Consider the following 13,964-nt stretch of genomic DNA (forward strand, 5'->3'; position numbering starts at 1 on the left):
AAGCCACCATTTTGGGCACTTTTGCGTCTGCTCGCCGTGTACAGAGAGGACCCCCATGACTCAGTTTCGTGACGCACCGATCTTCGATGCCGATCAGCACATGTACGAGACTCCGGAGTCGCTGACGAAGTTCCTTCCCGAGAAGTACTCACGGGCAGTCCAGTTCGCCCAGTTCGGCCGCCAGACGCGGATCGTGATCAACGGCAAGGTCACCGACTTCATCCCCAACCCCACCTTCGAGCGGGTCGCGGCTCCCGGCGCGCATGAGAAGTTCTTCGCCGGCGACAACGTCGAGGGTCTCACCCTGCGCGAGATGCAGGGGCCGGCGATCGACGCCCCGGCCGCCACCCGCAACCCCGACGACCGGCTGGCCGAGCTCGATCGGCAAGGTGTGGTCGAGGCGCTGAACTACCCGACGCTCGCCAGCCTCGTCGAACACTCCAGCGCCGAGGACCCGCAGTTGACGCTGGCGATCATTCACGCGCTGAACCAGTGGATGCTCGAGCACTGGGGCTACGTGTACCGGGACCGGATCTTCTCCACGCCGATCATCAACCTGTCCGAGGTCGATGCCGCCCAGCGGGAGCTCGCCTATCTGCTGGACAACGGCGCCCGGGTCGCGTTGATCAAGCCGGGACCGGTCAACGGCCTGCACGGGTGGCGCTCCCCCGCACTGCCCGAGTTCGACCCGTTCTGGCGTGACGTGGAGGCCGCCGGCCTGCCCATCGTATTGCATGCCAGCTACCCGCCACTCGACGACTACGTCAGCCGCTGGGAGCCTCCGCACACGCAGAACTTCATGGCGCAGAGCGCCTTCCGCTGGATGGTGTTTGGCCATCGCGAGATCGCCGACATGATCACCAGCCTGATCTGCCACGGCACGCTGACCCGGTTCCCCAAGCTGCGCATCGCCAGCGTGGAGAACGGCAGCTCATGGATCTACCCGCTGTTCGGTGACTTCGAGGACCTGTGCAAGAAGATGCCGCAGAACTTCCCGGAACACCCGCACGACGTGTTCCGCCGCAACATCTGGGTCAGCCCGTTCTGGGAGGGGTGCGTGGCCGACGTGGTCGACACCGTCGGCTGGGACCGGGTGCTGTTCGGCTCGGACTACCCGCACCCGGAAGGTCTGGCCGAACCCAAGGGCATCTGGAAGTACGCCGAGGGCATGGACGTGCGCCGCACCTACGACTTCATGGGCGACAACGCCCGCCGGTTCATGGGCCTGCCGATCGCCAACCCCGACCCGGCCGCCGGGCATCCACCGGCTCTGGCGCGGACCTGACGGTCCCCGGCCCCAGCCCCAGCCCCGGCCCCGGCCCCGGCGAGCAGACGCAAATGTGCCCAAAAAGCCCTCGTTTTGGGCATATTTGCGTCTGTTCGCGCTATCGGGCCGGGGAGTAGTTGGGTTTTCCCAAACCCAGGGCGTATTGGGCGATCATGTTGCGGAACACTTCCAGGGTGCCACCGTAGATACCGACCAGCGGCGCGAACCGGTAGACGTATTCGCTGCGGTCGCCGGCACCGCCCTCGGCGCCGATCGGCAATGCCGTCACCGCACCGCCGATGTCCATCAACTCCGGTGAGATGTCCCGCATGGTCTGGGCGATCGCCACGCGACCGAAGATGCTCGGCGTGGACAGCGCGACCTCCATCCGGGCGGTGCTGCGTCCGAGCCGGTAGGCCACCGAGCGGTCGTCGACGCCGCGACGCCCGACCAGTGCCGCGACATGGTCGGCGGCCTCGCACATGAACATGGCCTGGTGCATCATGATCGACACATCGGCCAGGCCGTCGACGGCGGCGGCCACCGCGCCGTGTTCGGCGTCCAGCGGTTCGCGCACCACCGCCCAGCCACCGTTGACCTCGCCGAGGCGGTAGCGGTCGTCGACCCGGACGTCGCTGTAGTAGACGATGTTGGTGCGGTCGCCGTCGACGGTGCGGATGCCCTGGATCTCGATGCCGGGTGAGTCCAGCGGAACCAGAAACATGGTCAGGCTCTTGTGCTTTGGCGCGTCCGGGTCGGTGTTGGTGATCAGGAACACGTACTGGCAGTTGTGCGCGCCGGTGGTGAACATCTTCGAGCCGTTAATCAGCCAGCCGTCGCCGTCGCGCACCGCGCGGGTCTTGCAGGTCGCCACATCCGAGCCGCCTTCGGGTTCGGTGTAGCCCAGGCACAACCGGACCTCGCCGCTGAACACCCGCGGCATGACCTCGTCCCGCAGCTCGGGCGAGCCGAATTTCGCGACCGACCGCGCCACCATCGAGGTGGTTCCCCAGGTCACCCAGGGCACTTCGTAGCGCCGCTTCTCCAGCTCCCAGATGCGCCGGCGCACCCGGCTGAACCCGCCATCGGCCTCCGAGCGCCATTCGGCCTCCAGATACCCGGCCGCGCCCAGCGCCAGATGCACGCCCTCGTCGAAGTTGTCACCGGTCTCCCGGTCGCGTCGGATCACCTCCTCGGTGACAACCGTGCCCAGCAGGGTGCGTACCTCGTCGCGGAAGGCCTTGTCGTCGGCGGACAGTTCGACGCGTGAGAAATCCATCGGTTGCTCCTAAACCTGTGCCGCGGCTTCGCGGGCGGCCACCAGTTGCGCGATGTACACCGCGGTGGCCCCGGGGTCTCCGCCGGCCAGCGGCCAGCCACGGGCCCGCACCAGGTAGGCCGTGGCGGCGGCCTCCGCCGACACACCGAGACCGCCCTGGATGTGCACCGCCATGGTGGCTGCCTTGGCGGCCTCCTCGGCCATGAACACGAACGCCGACGGCGCCAGCTCCGGACGCTCGGCCGGCTCGTTGTCCATGAACCACGCAGCGCGGTGGGACAATCCGCGCCCGCCCTGCACGGCGATGGCCATGTTCGCCAGCGGATGTGAGATCGCCTGCAGCGTCGAGATCGGCACCCCCAGGGTGTAGCGGGTCTTGGCGAACTCCGCGGCGATGGTCATCGTTTCCTCGACCAGACCGACCAGGGCCGCCGCCGTCAGCAGCCGCCACTCATCCAGTGCCCGCTGATACTGCGCGACAGCGTCCGGGCCGCTGGCCAGCACGGTGCGCTGGTCGGCGGCGCCGGGGTCCACCCAGGCCATCGGCAGCTTGCCGATGTTGTCGACGCGGGCCGGCCGGGTTCCGAAGCTGAGCAGGACCACGTCGGCGCCGTCGCGGATGATGATGTGGTCGGCGATCGAGCCCGCGGCGATCAGCCGGACGCCGTCGACCGGATGCAGCGCGGGGTCCATCGCGACCACCTGCCGGCCGGCCACGATCTCCGCCGACACCGTCCCCAAACCCGCCAGCAGCCGCGCAGCGCAGACGTGGTCGATCCAGGGCACCGGGGCCAGGGTGCGGCCGATCTCTTCGGCGACCAGAGTGAGGTCGACCATTGTCGCCCCGTCGCCGCCGGCGGATTCCGGCAGCGCCATGGTCGTCGCACCCATCGCGCACAGCCGTTCCCACAGGCTCTTGTCGAACCCGGATGCCTCCGCCGCGCGCACGGTTTCGATCGCACAGTACGTCTTGAAGAACTGCCGGTAGGCGTCCCGCAGCGCGGTGTGGTCCTCGGACAGGCTGTAGTCAAGCCTGCGCAGTTCGTAGCGGTCCATGGCGTTACTGCTCCTGTCCGGTGAAAAAGAAGTCCTGCGCGTTGTTGTAGAGGTAGTTGTCCAGCACGTCGGCGGGCAACTGCAGTGCGCTCGCCTCCGGCACCACCCGGCGCATCTTCAGCACCGGCCAGTCCGAGCCGAAGATCACCTTGTTCGGGCCGCGGGTGCGCATGTAGTGCAGCAGGCTGTCCGGCAGTCGTTTCGGTGACCACGCCGAGGTCATCAGGCGCAGGTTGCTGTATTTGATCAGTAACCGGATCGCGATGTCCCACCACGGATCAGCGCCGTGGATCATGCACAGCCGCAGTTCCGGGAATCGGACACAGACCCGATCCAGATGGATGGGGTTCTGCACTTCGCCGGGGATCGGCGGCCCGGGAATCCCGGTGTTGATACACAGCGGCAACTCCAACTCGGCGCATTTGGCGTACAGCGGGTAGTACACGGCGTCGCTGGGCGGATACTGCCCGTCGCCCCAGAAGCTGGGTCCCACCGCGGCATACACGACGGGCAGATCGGCCACGACGGCCGACAGCTCCCGCAGCGAGGCCACCGGGCGCAGCAGGTTCATTCCCCCCATCGCCAAACTGAACCGGTCCGGCCGGGCTTCGACGAATTTGCGGGCGGTGACCGACGGCTTGACCAGCGAGTCCATCAGGATCGCCTTGGTCACGCCCTGAGAGTCCATCTCGTCGAGCAACTCGGCCATCTCGACGGGGGCGAACATCGACTCGGGACCCTTGAAGTAGTCGTCGCGCACCTTGAGCATCCAGCCGGGCTGCTGCTCGGTTTCGCCGAAATGCACATTGACCAGGCAGTCGATCGCCCGGCGTGGCTCATCGGTCATGTCACCCCTTGTCGTGCAGTGTCTTTCGCCCAGCGGTAGTCGGCCTTACCGTTGCCGAGGCGGCGGACGGCATCGACGACGACGAACTGCTTGGGCGCCTTGAACCGGGCCAGCGTCGCGGTGCAGTGCGCGTGCAGTTCGGCGGCGCTGACGGCCGCACCCGGGTGGAAGGCGACCACCGCGACGATCTCCTGCCCCCACCGTTCACTGGGCCGGCCCACCACCAGCGCGTCGGCAAGCCCGGGGTGGGCGCGCAGAACTTCCTCCACCTCTTCGACGAACACCTTCTCGCCGCCGGTGTTGACCACCAGCGAGTCGCGGCCGTACAGCCGCAGTGTGCCGTCGTCTTCGATCGACGCCCGGTCCCCGGAGATCACCACCGGCACACCGTCGACCTCGGGAAAAGTGCGCCGGGTGGCGTCGGCGTCGTCGAAGTAGCCCAGCGGGATTCGTCCGGTCCTTGCCACCCAGCCGGTTTCACGGTCACCCGGGGCGAGGAAGCGGCGGTAGTCGGCGGATACCAGCAGGCCGCCGGTGCGCAGCTCGAAGGTGTCGCGCCGCGCGCCGCGCTGGCTGTGACCGAAGCCCATGTTGCCGGTCTCCGACGAGCCGTAGCCGTTGATCAAGGTGATCTGCGGCAGGTAGTCCAGCAGCGCGCGCTGATATTTCGGATTGGTCGCCGCGCCTCCGGTGCCGATGGCGAACAGCGACGACAAGTCGTAGCTGCGTCGGCCGAGTTCCTCCACCAGCGGCGCGACGTAAGCGTCACCGACCATGGTCATCATGCCGACCTTTTCCCGCTCGGCGGTTTCCAGGGCGATGCGGGGATCGAATCGGGTCCGGGTGTCGTAGAGCACGACGGTCTGACCGCTCAGCGCCCCGGAGAACACCGTCCACATTCCGGCCGCGTGCATCAGCGGCGACACCGCGAACCATGGCGCGCCGCAATGGCGCACCTTGTCGTGGATCTCGGTGACGGTGTCGTGGTCGGCGCCGTTCATCGATGAGACGTAGATGTCACCTTGCCGCCACAGCACGCCCTTGGGGCGCCCGGTGGTGCCGCCGGTGCAGATCATCAACACGTCGTCGGGCGATCCGGGTGTGGCGCAGTCGGCGTCGCCCTGCTCCAGCGCGTCCGCCAGGGTGACTGCGCCCGGCAGTTCCGCGGCGTCGCTGCCGTCGTCGATCGAGATCGCCAGCGCCACACCCGCGGCAGCCAACACATCGGCGAATGTGGCTCCCAGTGACCGGTGGTAGATCACGGCACGCGGTTTGACGTAGTCCAGCAGTTCGGCGACTTCGCGTGGCGCGTAGTAGTGGTTGACGTTGACCGGGACGGTGCGCGCCTTCAGACACCCGATCACCATGTCGGGGTACAGATCGTTGTGCATGATCAGCGCGACCCGGTCCTGGCCGCACTCCCAACGATGCAGCGTCTCCCGTTGCCGGTGGGCGCCCAAGCCCTGGCCGGCCAGGAAGTTCGCCAACCGCCGGGTGCGTTCGGCGACCTGCGCGTAGCTGCTGCGACGCTCCCCGCAGATCGTCATCACGCGATCGGGGATGGCGTCCGCGATCGCGTCGAGGACGGCCCCGATCGTCCATTCGCTCACGGGGACGCGGTGGCCGCGACGTTGGCGCCGAGCAGGTTCAAGGCGTTGTCCCGCATCACCTTCCGGGTGTCTTCGGCGCTGAACTCGGGAAACTGCGGAATATCGGCGGTGAAGGTCATCGGGTCGGCGAGCCCCTCGCCGTGCGGCCAGTCCGAGCCGAACAGGATCTTGTCCACCCCGATGGTCTCGGCGAGCAACTTGACGTCGTCCTCGTAGTAGGGGGCGATCCAAACATTGTTCCGCAGCTGCTCCACCGGATCTTCCTTGAAGTGGTACGGGGCGGTGTTGGCGGCCTTCTTGAGTCGCTTGATCAACCGGTACACGAAGTAGGAGCCGTTCTCGATGCTGGCGACCTTCAACGCGGGATGACGGCTGAACACCTGGTGCACGATCATCGAGGCCATGGTGTCGTGGATCGCCCGATCGTCGAGCAGAATCTGGTCGAGCGGATCCTTCTTGCCGAACCCTTCGAACCTCGCCTGACCACCCCACAGCGCCGCGATCGCCAGATAGCCACTGTCGGACAGGTGAAAGCCGACCGGAACACCGGCCTCGGCCAACCGCGCCCACACCGGATCGTGCAGCGGGTCGCCCAACGACCGTGGCTTCACCACCCCGGGCACCGGAGCGGGCCGCACCAGCACCATCTTGGCGTCGCGTTCCAGGACGAATTCGACTTCGTCGACGGCTTTCTCGGGATCGGCCAGCGAGATCATCGGTGCCGAGATGAACCGGTGGTCGGGACGGTCGAAACCCCAATCCTCGTCGAGCCAGAGGTTGAACGCATGCAGCGACGCCATCGTTGCCTCGACGTCGTGCTTGAGTGCCTCCTCCACGCCGCAGGCGAACGTCGGCAACATGAACACCATCTCGAGGTTCTGCCGGTCCAACACCTTCACCCGCGCCTCGCGGTCCTGGTATTCGGGGTGATCGCCGAGGCGGTCGACCTTCATCAGCGATGCCGGATCGACGCCCTCGGGGATCTCGCCGCGGAACAACAGATCCAGGCAGCCGGGTTCGATGATCGGATCGAACGTCGGGTTCGGGATGAACTGGTTGATCACACCCCCCATGACGGCGAAGGTGCGTTTGCCCTCGGTGAGCATCTGCACGCCGCGGCGCGTGAATTCCTTGGGCAGATGCCGGGTGAACGAGTCCACCGGCTCGTAGTAGTGGTTATCGGCGTCAATGGCTCGATAGTCCAGCGTCATCGCCGTAATCCTTTCCGTGAGCAGAGGGGTTCAGCGGCGGGAATTTCGGCGGCCGCTTCTCCAGGAAGCTGGTGATGCCCTCGACGACGTCGGGCCGCAGCAGCGACTCGTGCATCAGCGTTTCGGCGTGTGCGCTGACCTCGCCGACATCACGCAGCGCATCGTCGTACGCCTGTTGCTTGATCACCGCCAACGACGCCGGTGAGCAGTTGTGGGCGATGTCCTCCGCGTAGGCCAGGGCACGGGCCATGAGTTGATCGGGTGCCACCACTTCCTTGACCAGACCCAGCGTTTGCGCCTCCTCGGCGTAGAACGTGCGCCCGCTCAGCAGCAGGTCCATCGCCGCACCCCAGCCGGCCAGCCTCGGCAGAATCCAGGAGATTCCGTATTCGGCGATCAGTCCACGGCGGGTAAACGCGGTGGCGAATTTTGCTCCGGCAGCGGCGAACCGGACGTCACACATCAGTGCGTGGGTGAGGCCGATACCGACGCAGGCACCGTTGACGGCGGCCACAATGGGCTTGCGCAGCGCAGTCAGGAAATGCGGGTGCCGTTCACCGACCAACGTGGTGACGTCGGTGTCGCCGTCGCCGAGCTTTTCATCGATCGACCCCGACCCGCCGAGGTCGGCGCCCGCGCAGAAACCGCGACCGGTTCCGGTGAGCACGATGACACGCACCGCCGGATCGGCTTCGGCCCGGTCGATCGCGCGGTAAAAGCCCGAGGAGATGTCGGGTCCCCACGCGTTGAGGCGCTCCGGGCGGTTGAGGGTCACGATCGCGACGCCGCCGGCGGTGACGTCGTACAGCACGGCGTCTTGACGGTCGGAATCCCTGACCACGCTCACCCGCGACACCTCCTCGCCGTTGACGACACCGCTTCGTGATTACTCATACTGTATACCTTTCGGTAGCGGCGCGCGCAAGTCGCCACGGCGCACTACGTCGTCACCTGTTCGCTGGTCAGGGGCCTATTCGCCGATCAGCCCCAGCCGGCGGTAGGCGGTGCTGATCTGCTCGCGGGCCGCCGCCGGCAGCTCCGCCTGCGGAGGCCGGGAATGCGGGTAGCCGCCCACCGGCAGGCCCAGCAGCGACGCCGCGTACTTGAAGGCGCCGCCCCAGTGCGTGAAGTAGTCGGGGCGGCCGGGATAGCGGGTCAGCCAGGACCCCATGTCGAGGTCGAACTGGTCCAGCCCCGATTGCCGCCCGTAGTCCATGGCCTCGATCAGCCGGTCGGCCATGATCAACGCCCAGTACTCGCTGAGCAGTCGGCGCTGCGGCGTCTCGAACAGGTAGCCGGTGGTGCCCAGTTGCGCCGGGCACACGATCCCCTCGCGCAGCCATCCGGCGCGATACACCGTCTTGTCGCATTCCCAGATCACCAGGCCGGGTGCCAGTTCGTGCAGCATCCGGCTGTTGACCGGCCGGAACGCCCCCTCCTTGGTGGCGCACACCGCCGGGATTTCCGCATAGAGACGGGCACTTTCGGCCGCGCTGAGCACGTAGCCCGAGGACGGCGAGTTGAACATCCCCAGCGCGATGTCGGTGCGTTCGCTGATGTAGCGGAAGAAGCGCAACACCCCTTCACCACCGTGGGTTTCCATCATCGGCGTCTGGATGTAGACGATGTCGGCACCGGCCTGCTGGGCATGCCGGGTCAGGTCCAGACAGTCCTTGGCCGACGTCGCCGCGGTGCAGGCCTGGATGATGATGTCGGGGTTGGCTGCGCGCGCCTCGGCGATCGCGACCTCCAGCAGGCGTTTGCGTTCGGCGATGGTCAACGACCAGAATTCGCCCACCCCGCTGGTGCACCACAGCATCGGATGCCCGAGATCGCTGACGCAGTACCGCACCAACGCGCGGTAGGCGTCGACGTCGATGTCCTCGCCGTCGACCCCGCAGAACGGGGTGTACAGCGAGTCACCGATTCCGCGCAGCGCCCCGCGCGCCCACTCTCGCGCGTCGCGTGCCGTCGCCATCCTCGACTCCTACCCCGCGGTGACGTCCTCGACGGCGGCTAGCTGCCGGTCCAGTTGGGTGCCCGCTTCTCGGCGAACGCGATGGCCCCCTCCTTGGCGTCGTGCGAGGAGAACACCGGTGTGATGAGTTCCATTTGCTTCTGCCACATCTCATCGGGCGACCAGCCCGCAGCCTGGACCATGATCTCCTTGGTCACCGCCACCGCCAACGGCCCGTTGGCGGTGATCCGATCGGCGAGCGCGATCGCCCCGGCCAGCGCCTCGCCCGGTTCGGTCAGCACGTTGACGAAACCCCACTCGGCGCCCTGCTCGGCGGTGAACGTCTCACCGGTCAGCGCCAACTCCAGCGCTTTCTGATAGGGGATGCGGTGCGGCAAGCGAAGCAATCCGCCGCCGGCGGCCACCAGCCCCCGCTTGACCTCGGGGATACCGAATTTCGCGCCCTTGCTGGCCACCACCAGGTCGGTGGCCAGCACCAGCTCGGTGCCGCCGGCCACCGCGTGCCCCTCGACGGCGGCGATCAGCGGCTTGCGCGGCGGCCGTTCGGTGAAGCCCAGACCCCGGCCGGGCACGTACGCCAGTTCGCCGGCGGCAAACGCTTTCAGGTCCATCCCGGCGCAGAAATTGCCCCCCGCCCCGGTCAGTACACCGACCGACAGCTCGGGGGTGTCGTCGAGTTCGTCGCAGGCCGCAGCCAAGCCTTCGGCGACCGCCTTGTTGGCCGCGTTGCGGGCCTCCGGCCGATTGATAGTGATAATGAGAGTCCGCCCTTGGCGCTCCCGCAGCACCGCTTCTGACACCGAACCATCCTTCCCTCGCCGGATCGATACTTACCAGAATCCTTACCATAGGCGTTACAGTTGAAGGATGAGAACCCGTCCCCGTGCGCCCGGCGGGCCCGTCGGCCGCTCGCCGGTATGGTTGACCGCGCACGACGGACCGCGACCCATCGCTGGTCAGGCAGTGTCGCCGAACCACATGTGCAGGAACGAACCCCCGGGAGGTGCCCGCCGTGGCCAAGCAAGCAACCGCTGAGAAGCGCCAGCGGCGTGAACGCGGATCGATCAATCCCGACGACATCATCGACGGTGCGTTCGAACTCGCCGAGCAGGTCGGGGTGGACAACCTGAGCATGCCGCTGCTGGGCAAGCATCTCGGTGTCGGGGTCACCAGCATCTACTGGTACTTCCGCAAGAAGGACGACCTGCTCAACGCGATGACGAATCGGGCGTTGCGGCAGTTCGTGTTCGCCACCCCCTATGTCGAAGCCAACGAGTGGAGCGAGACCCTCCGCAACCACGCCCGCACGATGCGAAAGGCGTTCCTGGCCAACCCGATCCTGTGCGACCTGATCCTGATCCGGGCAGCGCTGAGTCCGCGCGCCGCCCGGCTGGGTGTGCAGGAGGTGGAAAAGGCGATCGCCAGCCTCGTCGAGGCCGGGCTGTCCGCCGAGGAGGCGTTCGACACCTACTCGGCGATCTCGGTTCACGTCCGCGGATCGGTGGTGCTGCGCCGGCTCTACGAGAAGAACCGGGAGGCTGCCGACGACGGTCCCGGTGACTTCGAAGAGGTCATGGTCATCGATGCCGAGACGACGCCGCTGCTGGCGCAGGTCACCAGCGAGGGGCATCGGATCGGCGCGGCCGACGACACGAATTTCGAGTACGGCCTCGATTGCATCCTCGACCACGCCAGCCGGTTGATCGAGTCGGGCAAGAAGCGGTCACGTACCAAGTGACCTGCGCCGGATAGCCCGCGTCAGCGCGAGATTGCCGTCAGGGACAGCGCCACTCACACGTTTCGTTCCACGATGCAATCTCGCGAGTCATGCAGCGCCGTCGGCGGATAAGGCCGGTCTAGACCTCGACGACGACCGCGCCGCCCTGGCCGCCGCCGGCGCACATCGCGGCCACCCCGATGCCGCCACCGCGGCGCTGCAGCTCGTAGACCAACGTGGTCACCATCCGGGCCCCGGACGCCGCGATCGGATGCCCCAGGCTGCAACCGCTGCCGAAGAAGTTGACCTTCTCCTCGTCCAGACTGTATTCGCGGCATGCCGCGATCGGCACCGACGCGAACGCTTCGTTGATCTCCCACAGCGCGACATCGGCGGGGCGCAGCCCGGCCCGTTGCAGCACCTTGCCGATCACCTTGACCCCGCCCAGTCCGGTGTCACGCGGCGCGACACCCACGGACGCCCAGGCTTTGACCGTCCCCATCACGGTCAGGCCCTCGGTGTCCGCGTAGTCGCGGTCCACCAGTGCGACCGCCGCCGCGGCGTCGTTGGTGCCGCTGCTGTTGCCCGCGGTGATCGAGAACCCCTCGATCTCGGGGTGCAGCACCTTCAGGCCGGCCAGCTTCTCGGCGGTGGTGTCGCGACGGGGGAACTCGTCGACGCTGAACTCGATCACCGATCCGTCGGGCAACTCCACCTTCAGCGGCACGATCTCGTCGACGAACTTGCCGGCGTCGATCGCAGCGATCGCCCGCTGATGTGACCGCGCCGCCCACGCGTCCATCTCCTCGCGGGTGATGCCCGCCGCCTGCGCGGTGTTCCAGCCCACCGTGATCGACATGTCGCGGGTGGGTGCGTCCGGGGTCTCCGGGTGCGTCGGCGGCATCCACGGCTCGATGAAGCTCACCTCCGGCCCGGGCACCCGCCACTTCGTCAGCGGCGTCATCGACAGTGACTGCACCCCGCCGGCGATCAGCACCCGCTCCATGCCGGAGCCGATCTGCGCCGACGCGTTGCCGATCGCCGTCAGGCTGCCCGCGCAGTGCCGGTTGACGGACTGGCCGGGAACAGTTTCCATCCCGCATTTGGCGGCGGCGTAACGCGCCAGATCACCCCCGCCGTAGTGGGATTCAGCGAAGATGATGTCATCGATGGCGCTGGACTCGAGGCCGGCGCGGCGCACCACCTCGGGCAGCACGGTGGTGATCAGCGTCTCCGGCGGAGTGTTGACCAAGGTTCCCTTGAACGAGCGTCCGATGGCGGTCCGAACGGCACCGACGATGACAGGAGTGGACATTCTGCAACCTTACACTATGAGACGTTTATGTAAACCTAGCAGTGAGCCGGGCCGACCGGTACCCGGCCTCAGGGCTCGGGGACCTCGAAGTGCTCGTCGCGCAGCCGGAAGGCCTCCTTGGTTCCGTGCTGGGCCCGGGTCTTGACGAAGTTGAACTCGCCGGGCGAGAACTGCAGATTGGTTCCGTAGGCGTGGAACAGATAGCTGGCCACTTCCTCGCCCTGGTAGGCCTGGCTCTGCTCGACCAGCCGGAACGCCTCCTTGGCGATCACCACGCCGTCGGCGGGCATCTTGGCCGCCTTACGCGCCCAGTACCGTGCCCGCGCCGAAACCATGTCCGGCGCACAGGTTTCGGTGAACACACCGAGGTGTTCGACGGCGCCGGCCTCGATGATGTCGCCGGTCAGCAGCAACCGTCGCGCCAGCACCGGCCCGAGCCGGTGAAAGAACATGTGCAGGCTGCCCAGCGCCGGTCCCAGGAAGCGGACCGCCGGCATGCCGATCCTGGTGGTCCGCCCGATCACCGAGATGTCCGTCATCAGCGCCATCTCGAAGCCGCCGCCCAGGGCGTAGCCGCTGATCTCCCCCACGGTGACCTTCGGGAAGCCCATCAGGTTGTGATAGAAGCCGAACGTCTTGCGGTCCACCGTCAGCCGGCGCCGCTGGCTGGGCCGACTCTTGGTCGGCGCCTTCTCGGCACCCTCGCCGTACCAGCCGTAGGCGTTGTTCATGTCGGCACCGGTGGAGAACACCCCGTCGGCGCCGCGCAGCAGCACGACCACCAGATCGTCGTCCTCGGCGACCTTATCCAGGCAGCGGGCCACGGCACCACGCATCGCGGCGTCATAGGAGTTGCGCTGCGCGGGGTTGTTCAAGGTGATGGTGGCGATGCGTTCGTCGTAGTCGACGTCGAAGAGCACACGGCCGTCGGGATCTGCGGGCGTCATCGGACAGGATCCTCCTTCCCGGGCCGTCGCCCGCCGAATTGGTAGCCGGTCAGCTTTTCCGGCGGCGACGCGACCGTGTTGGCCTCACCGGTGCACAGCACCTCGTCGTCGTGACGCAGCCGCACCACCGAGGTGATGCCGCGCTCGTCTTCGGTGCGCACGATGTCGAAGGTCAGCTCGGTCAGGACGGGCGTGGGCCGCCGAAAGGTCACCGAGAGCGTCCGGGTGCGTCCCGCCAGCTGCGCCGCGCAGCTCTGATGCTGGATCACGCAGTCGAAGAACACGCCCAGGAATCCGCCGTGCACCAGCCCCGGCGGACCCTCGTAGTTCAGCGGGAACGTCACCCGGCCCGAGGCGGTCTCGACGCCGAGGTGGTCGAAGCGATATTCCGGGAAACACGGATTGAACGCGCCGATGTCGAACGCATGACTCAGATAGACACGGTGGTCGCTACCGCCGTCCGCGCCGATCCGCGGCGCGCTGTTCGGCGGGGCGACCGCGGCCAGCTGCTGTTCCCAGCCGGCGAAGCGGGCCAGCATGTCATCCACCGCCGGATGCGGGTGCTCCACGGCGAGCAGCAACCCGGTCAATCGACGCATCGCCGCGGCGGCGGCGACCGTCTGTTCCAGCGGCTGTTCCCCGTAGCGGGTGACCCCCGCGGTTGTTGACACGCCCGTGCCTTCCGCCATCCGAACTTCCCTCGACTCGCGACAATCGTATAGCCTACTGTATGGGTA

13 protein-coding genes are annotated in these 13,964 nt (G+C 67.2%); 2 read left to right on the plus strand and 11 right to left on the minus strand.

Translation table 11 applies throughout. The annotated features are described in order from the left end of the window. Positions 1-55: 55 nt before the first annotated feature. Positions 56-1,285, plus strand: coding sequence for an amidohydrolase family protein (locus AC5Y36_RS11540; protein ID WP_500041032.1), 1,230 nt, complete (start codon positions 56-58; stop codon positions 1,283-1,285). A 100-nt stretch (positions 1,286-1,385) separates the two neighbouring features. Here AC5Y36_RS11540 and AC5Y36_RS11545 read toward each other — a convergent pair whose 3' ends face one another. From AC5Y36_RS11545 to AC5Y36_RS11580, 8 genes are all read right to left on the minus strand, one after another. Further along, positions 1,386-2,546, minus strand: coding sequence for an acyl-CoA dehydrogenase family protein (locus AC5Y36_RS11545; RefSeq protein WP_500041033.1), 1,161 nt, complete (start codon positions 2,544-2,546; stop codon positions 1,386-1,388). 9 nt (positions 2,547-2,555) lie between these two features. After that, positions 2,556-3,602, minus strand: a complete 1,047-nt coding sequence (locus AC5Y36_RS11550; protein WP_500041034.1) for an acyl-CoA dehydrogenase family protein — start codon at positions 3,600-3,602, stop codon at positions 2,556-2,558. Positions 3,603-3,606: 4 nt separating this feature from the next. After that, positions 3,607-4,449, minus strand: a complete 843-nt coding sequence (locus tag AC5Y36_RS11555; protein ID WP_500041035.1) for an amidohydrolase family protein — start codon at positions 4,447-4,449, stop codon at positions 3,607-3,609. Next, positions 4,446-6,059 (minus strand): acyl-CoA synthetase, encoded by a 1,614-nt coding sequence (locus tag AC5Y36_RS11560; protein ID WP_500041036.1) that lies wholly within the window; start codon positions 6,057-6,059, stop codon positions 4,446-4,448. The genes AC5Y36_RS11555 and AC5Y36_RS11560 overlap by 4 nt, the downstream gene beginning before the upstream one ends. Beyond that, positions 6,056-7,270, minus strand: coding sequence for an amidohydrolase family protein (locus tag AC5Y36_RS11565; RefSeq protein ID WP_500041037.1), 1,215 nt, complete (start codon positions 7,268-7,270; stop codon positions 6,056-6,058). Before AC5Y36_RS11565 ends, AC5Y36_RS11560 begins: the two co-directional genes overlap by 4 nt. Then, positions 7,245-8,117, minus strand: a complete 873-nt coding sequence (locus AC5Y36_RS11570; protein ID WP_500041038.1) for an enoyl-CoA hydratase — start codon at positions 8,115-8,117, stop codon at positions 7,245-7,247. Before AC5Y36_RS11570 ends, AC5Y36_RS11565 begins: the two co-directional genes overlap by 26 nt. A 123-nt stretch (positions 8,118-8,240) precedes the next feature. Further along, a complete protein-coding gene (locus tag AC5Y36_RS11575; protein ID WP_500041039.1) occupies positions 8,241-9,248 on the minus strand; it encodes a dihydrodipicolinate synthase family protein in 1,008 nt (335 codons plus the stop codon). Between the two features lie 38 nt (positions 9,249-9,286). Then, the gene (locus AC5Y36_RS11580; protein WP_500041040.1) at positions 9,287-10,048 is read right to left on the minus strand and encodes a crotonase/enoyl-CoA hydratase family protein; all 762 of its coding nucleotides are present in this window, start codon (positions 10,046-10,048) and stop codon (positions 9,287-9,289) included. 212 nt (positions 10,049-10,260) lie between these two features. Here AC5Y36_RS11580 and AC5Y36_RS11585 point away from each other — a divergent pair, with 212 nt between their 5' ends. Next, positions 10,261-10,986, plus strand: a complete 726-nt coding sequence (locus AC5Y36_RS11585; RefSeq protein WP_500041041.1) for a TetR/AcrR family transcriptional regulator — start codon at positions 10,261-10,263, stop codon at positions 10,984-10,986. 118 nt (positions 10,987-11,104) lie between these two features. On the opposite strand, the gene AC5Y36_RS11590 is transcribed toward AC5Y36_RS11585, so the two are convergent. The 3 genes from AC5Y36_RS11590 to AC5Y36_RS11600 form a co-directional block, all read right to left on the minus strand. After that, positions 11,105-12,280, minus strand: a complete 1,176-nt coding sequence (locus AC5Y36_RS11590) for a thiolase family protein (protein ID WP_500041042.1) — start codon at positions 12,278-12,280, stop codon at positions 11,105-11,107. Positions 12,281-12,348: 68 nt separating this feature from the next. Beyond that, on the minus strand, positions 12,349-13,227 hold the full coding sequence (locus AC5Y36_RS11595) for an enoyl-CoA hydratase/isomerase family protein (protein WP_500041043.1): 879 nt from the start codon (positions 13,225-13,227) through the stop codon (positions 12,349-12,351). Next, positions 13,224-13,916, minus strand: coding sequence for a hypothetical protein (locus tag AC5Y36_RS11600; protein WP_500041044.1), 693 nt, complete (start codon positions 13,914-13,916; stop codon positions 13,224-13,226). The genes AC5Y36_RS11595 and AC5Y36_RS11600 overlap by 4 nt, the downstream gene beginning before the upstream one ends. Positions 13,917-13,964: the final 48 nt, after the last annotated feature.

It is taken from the genome of Mycobacterium sp. NGS50, assembly GCF_059812545.1.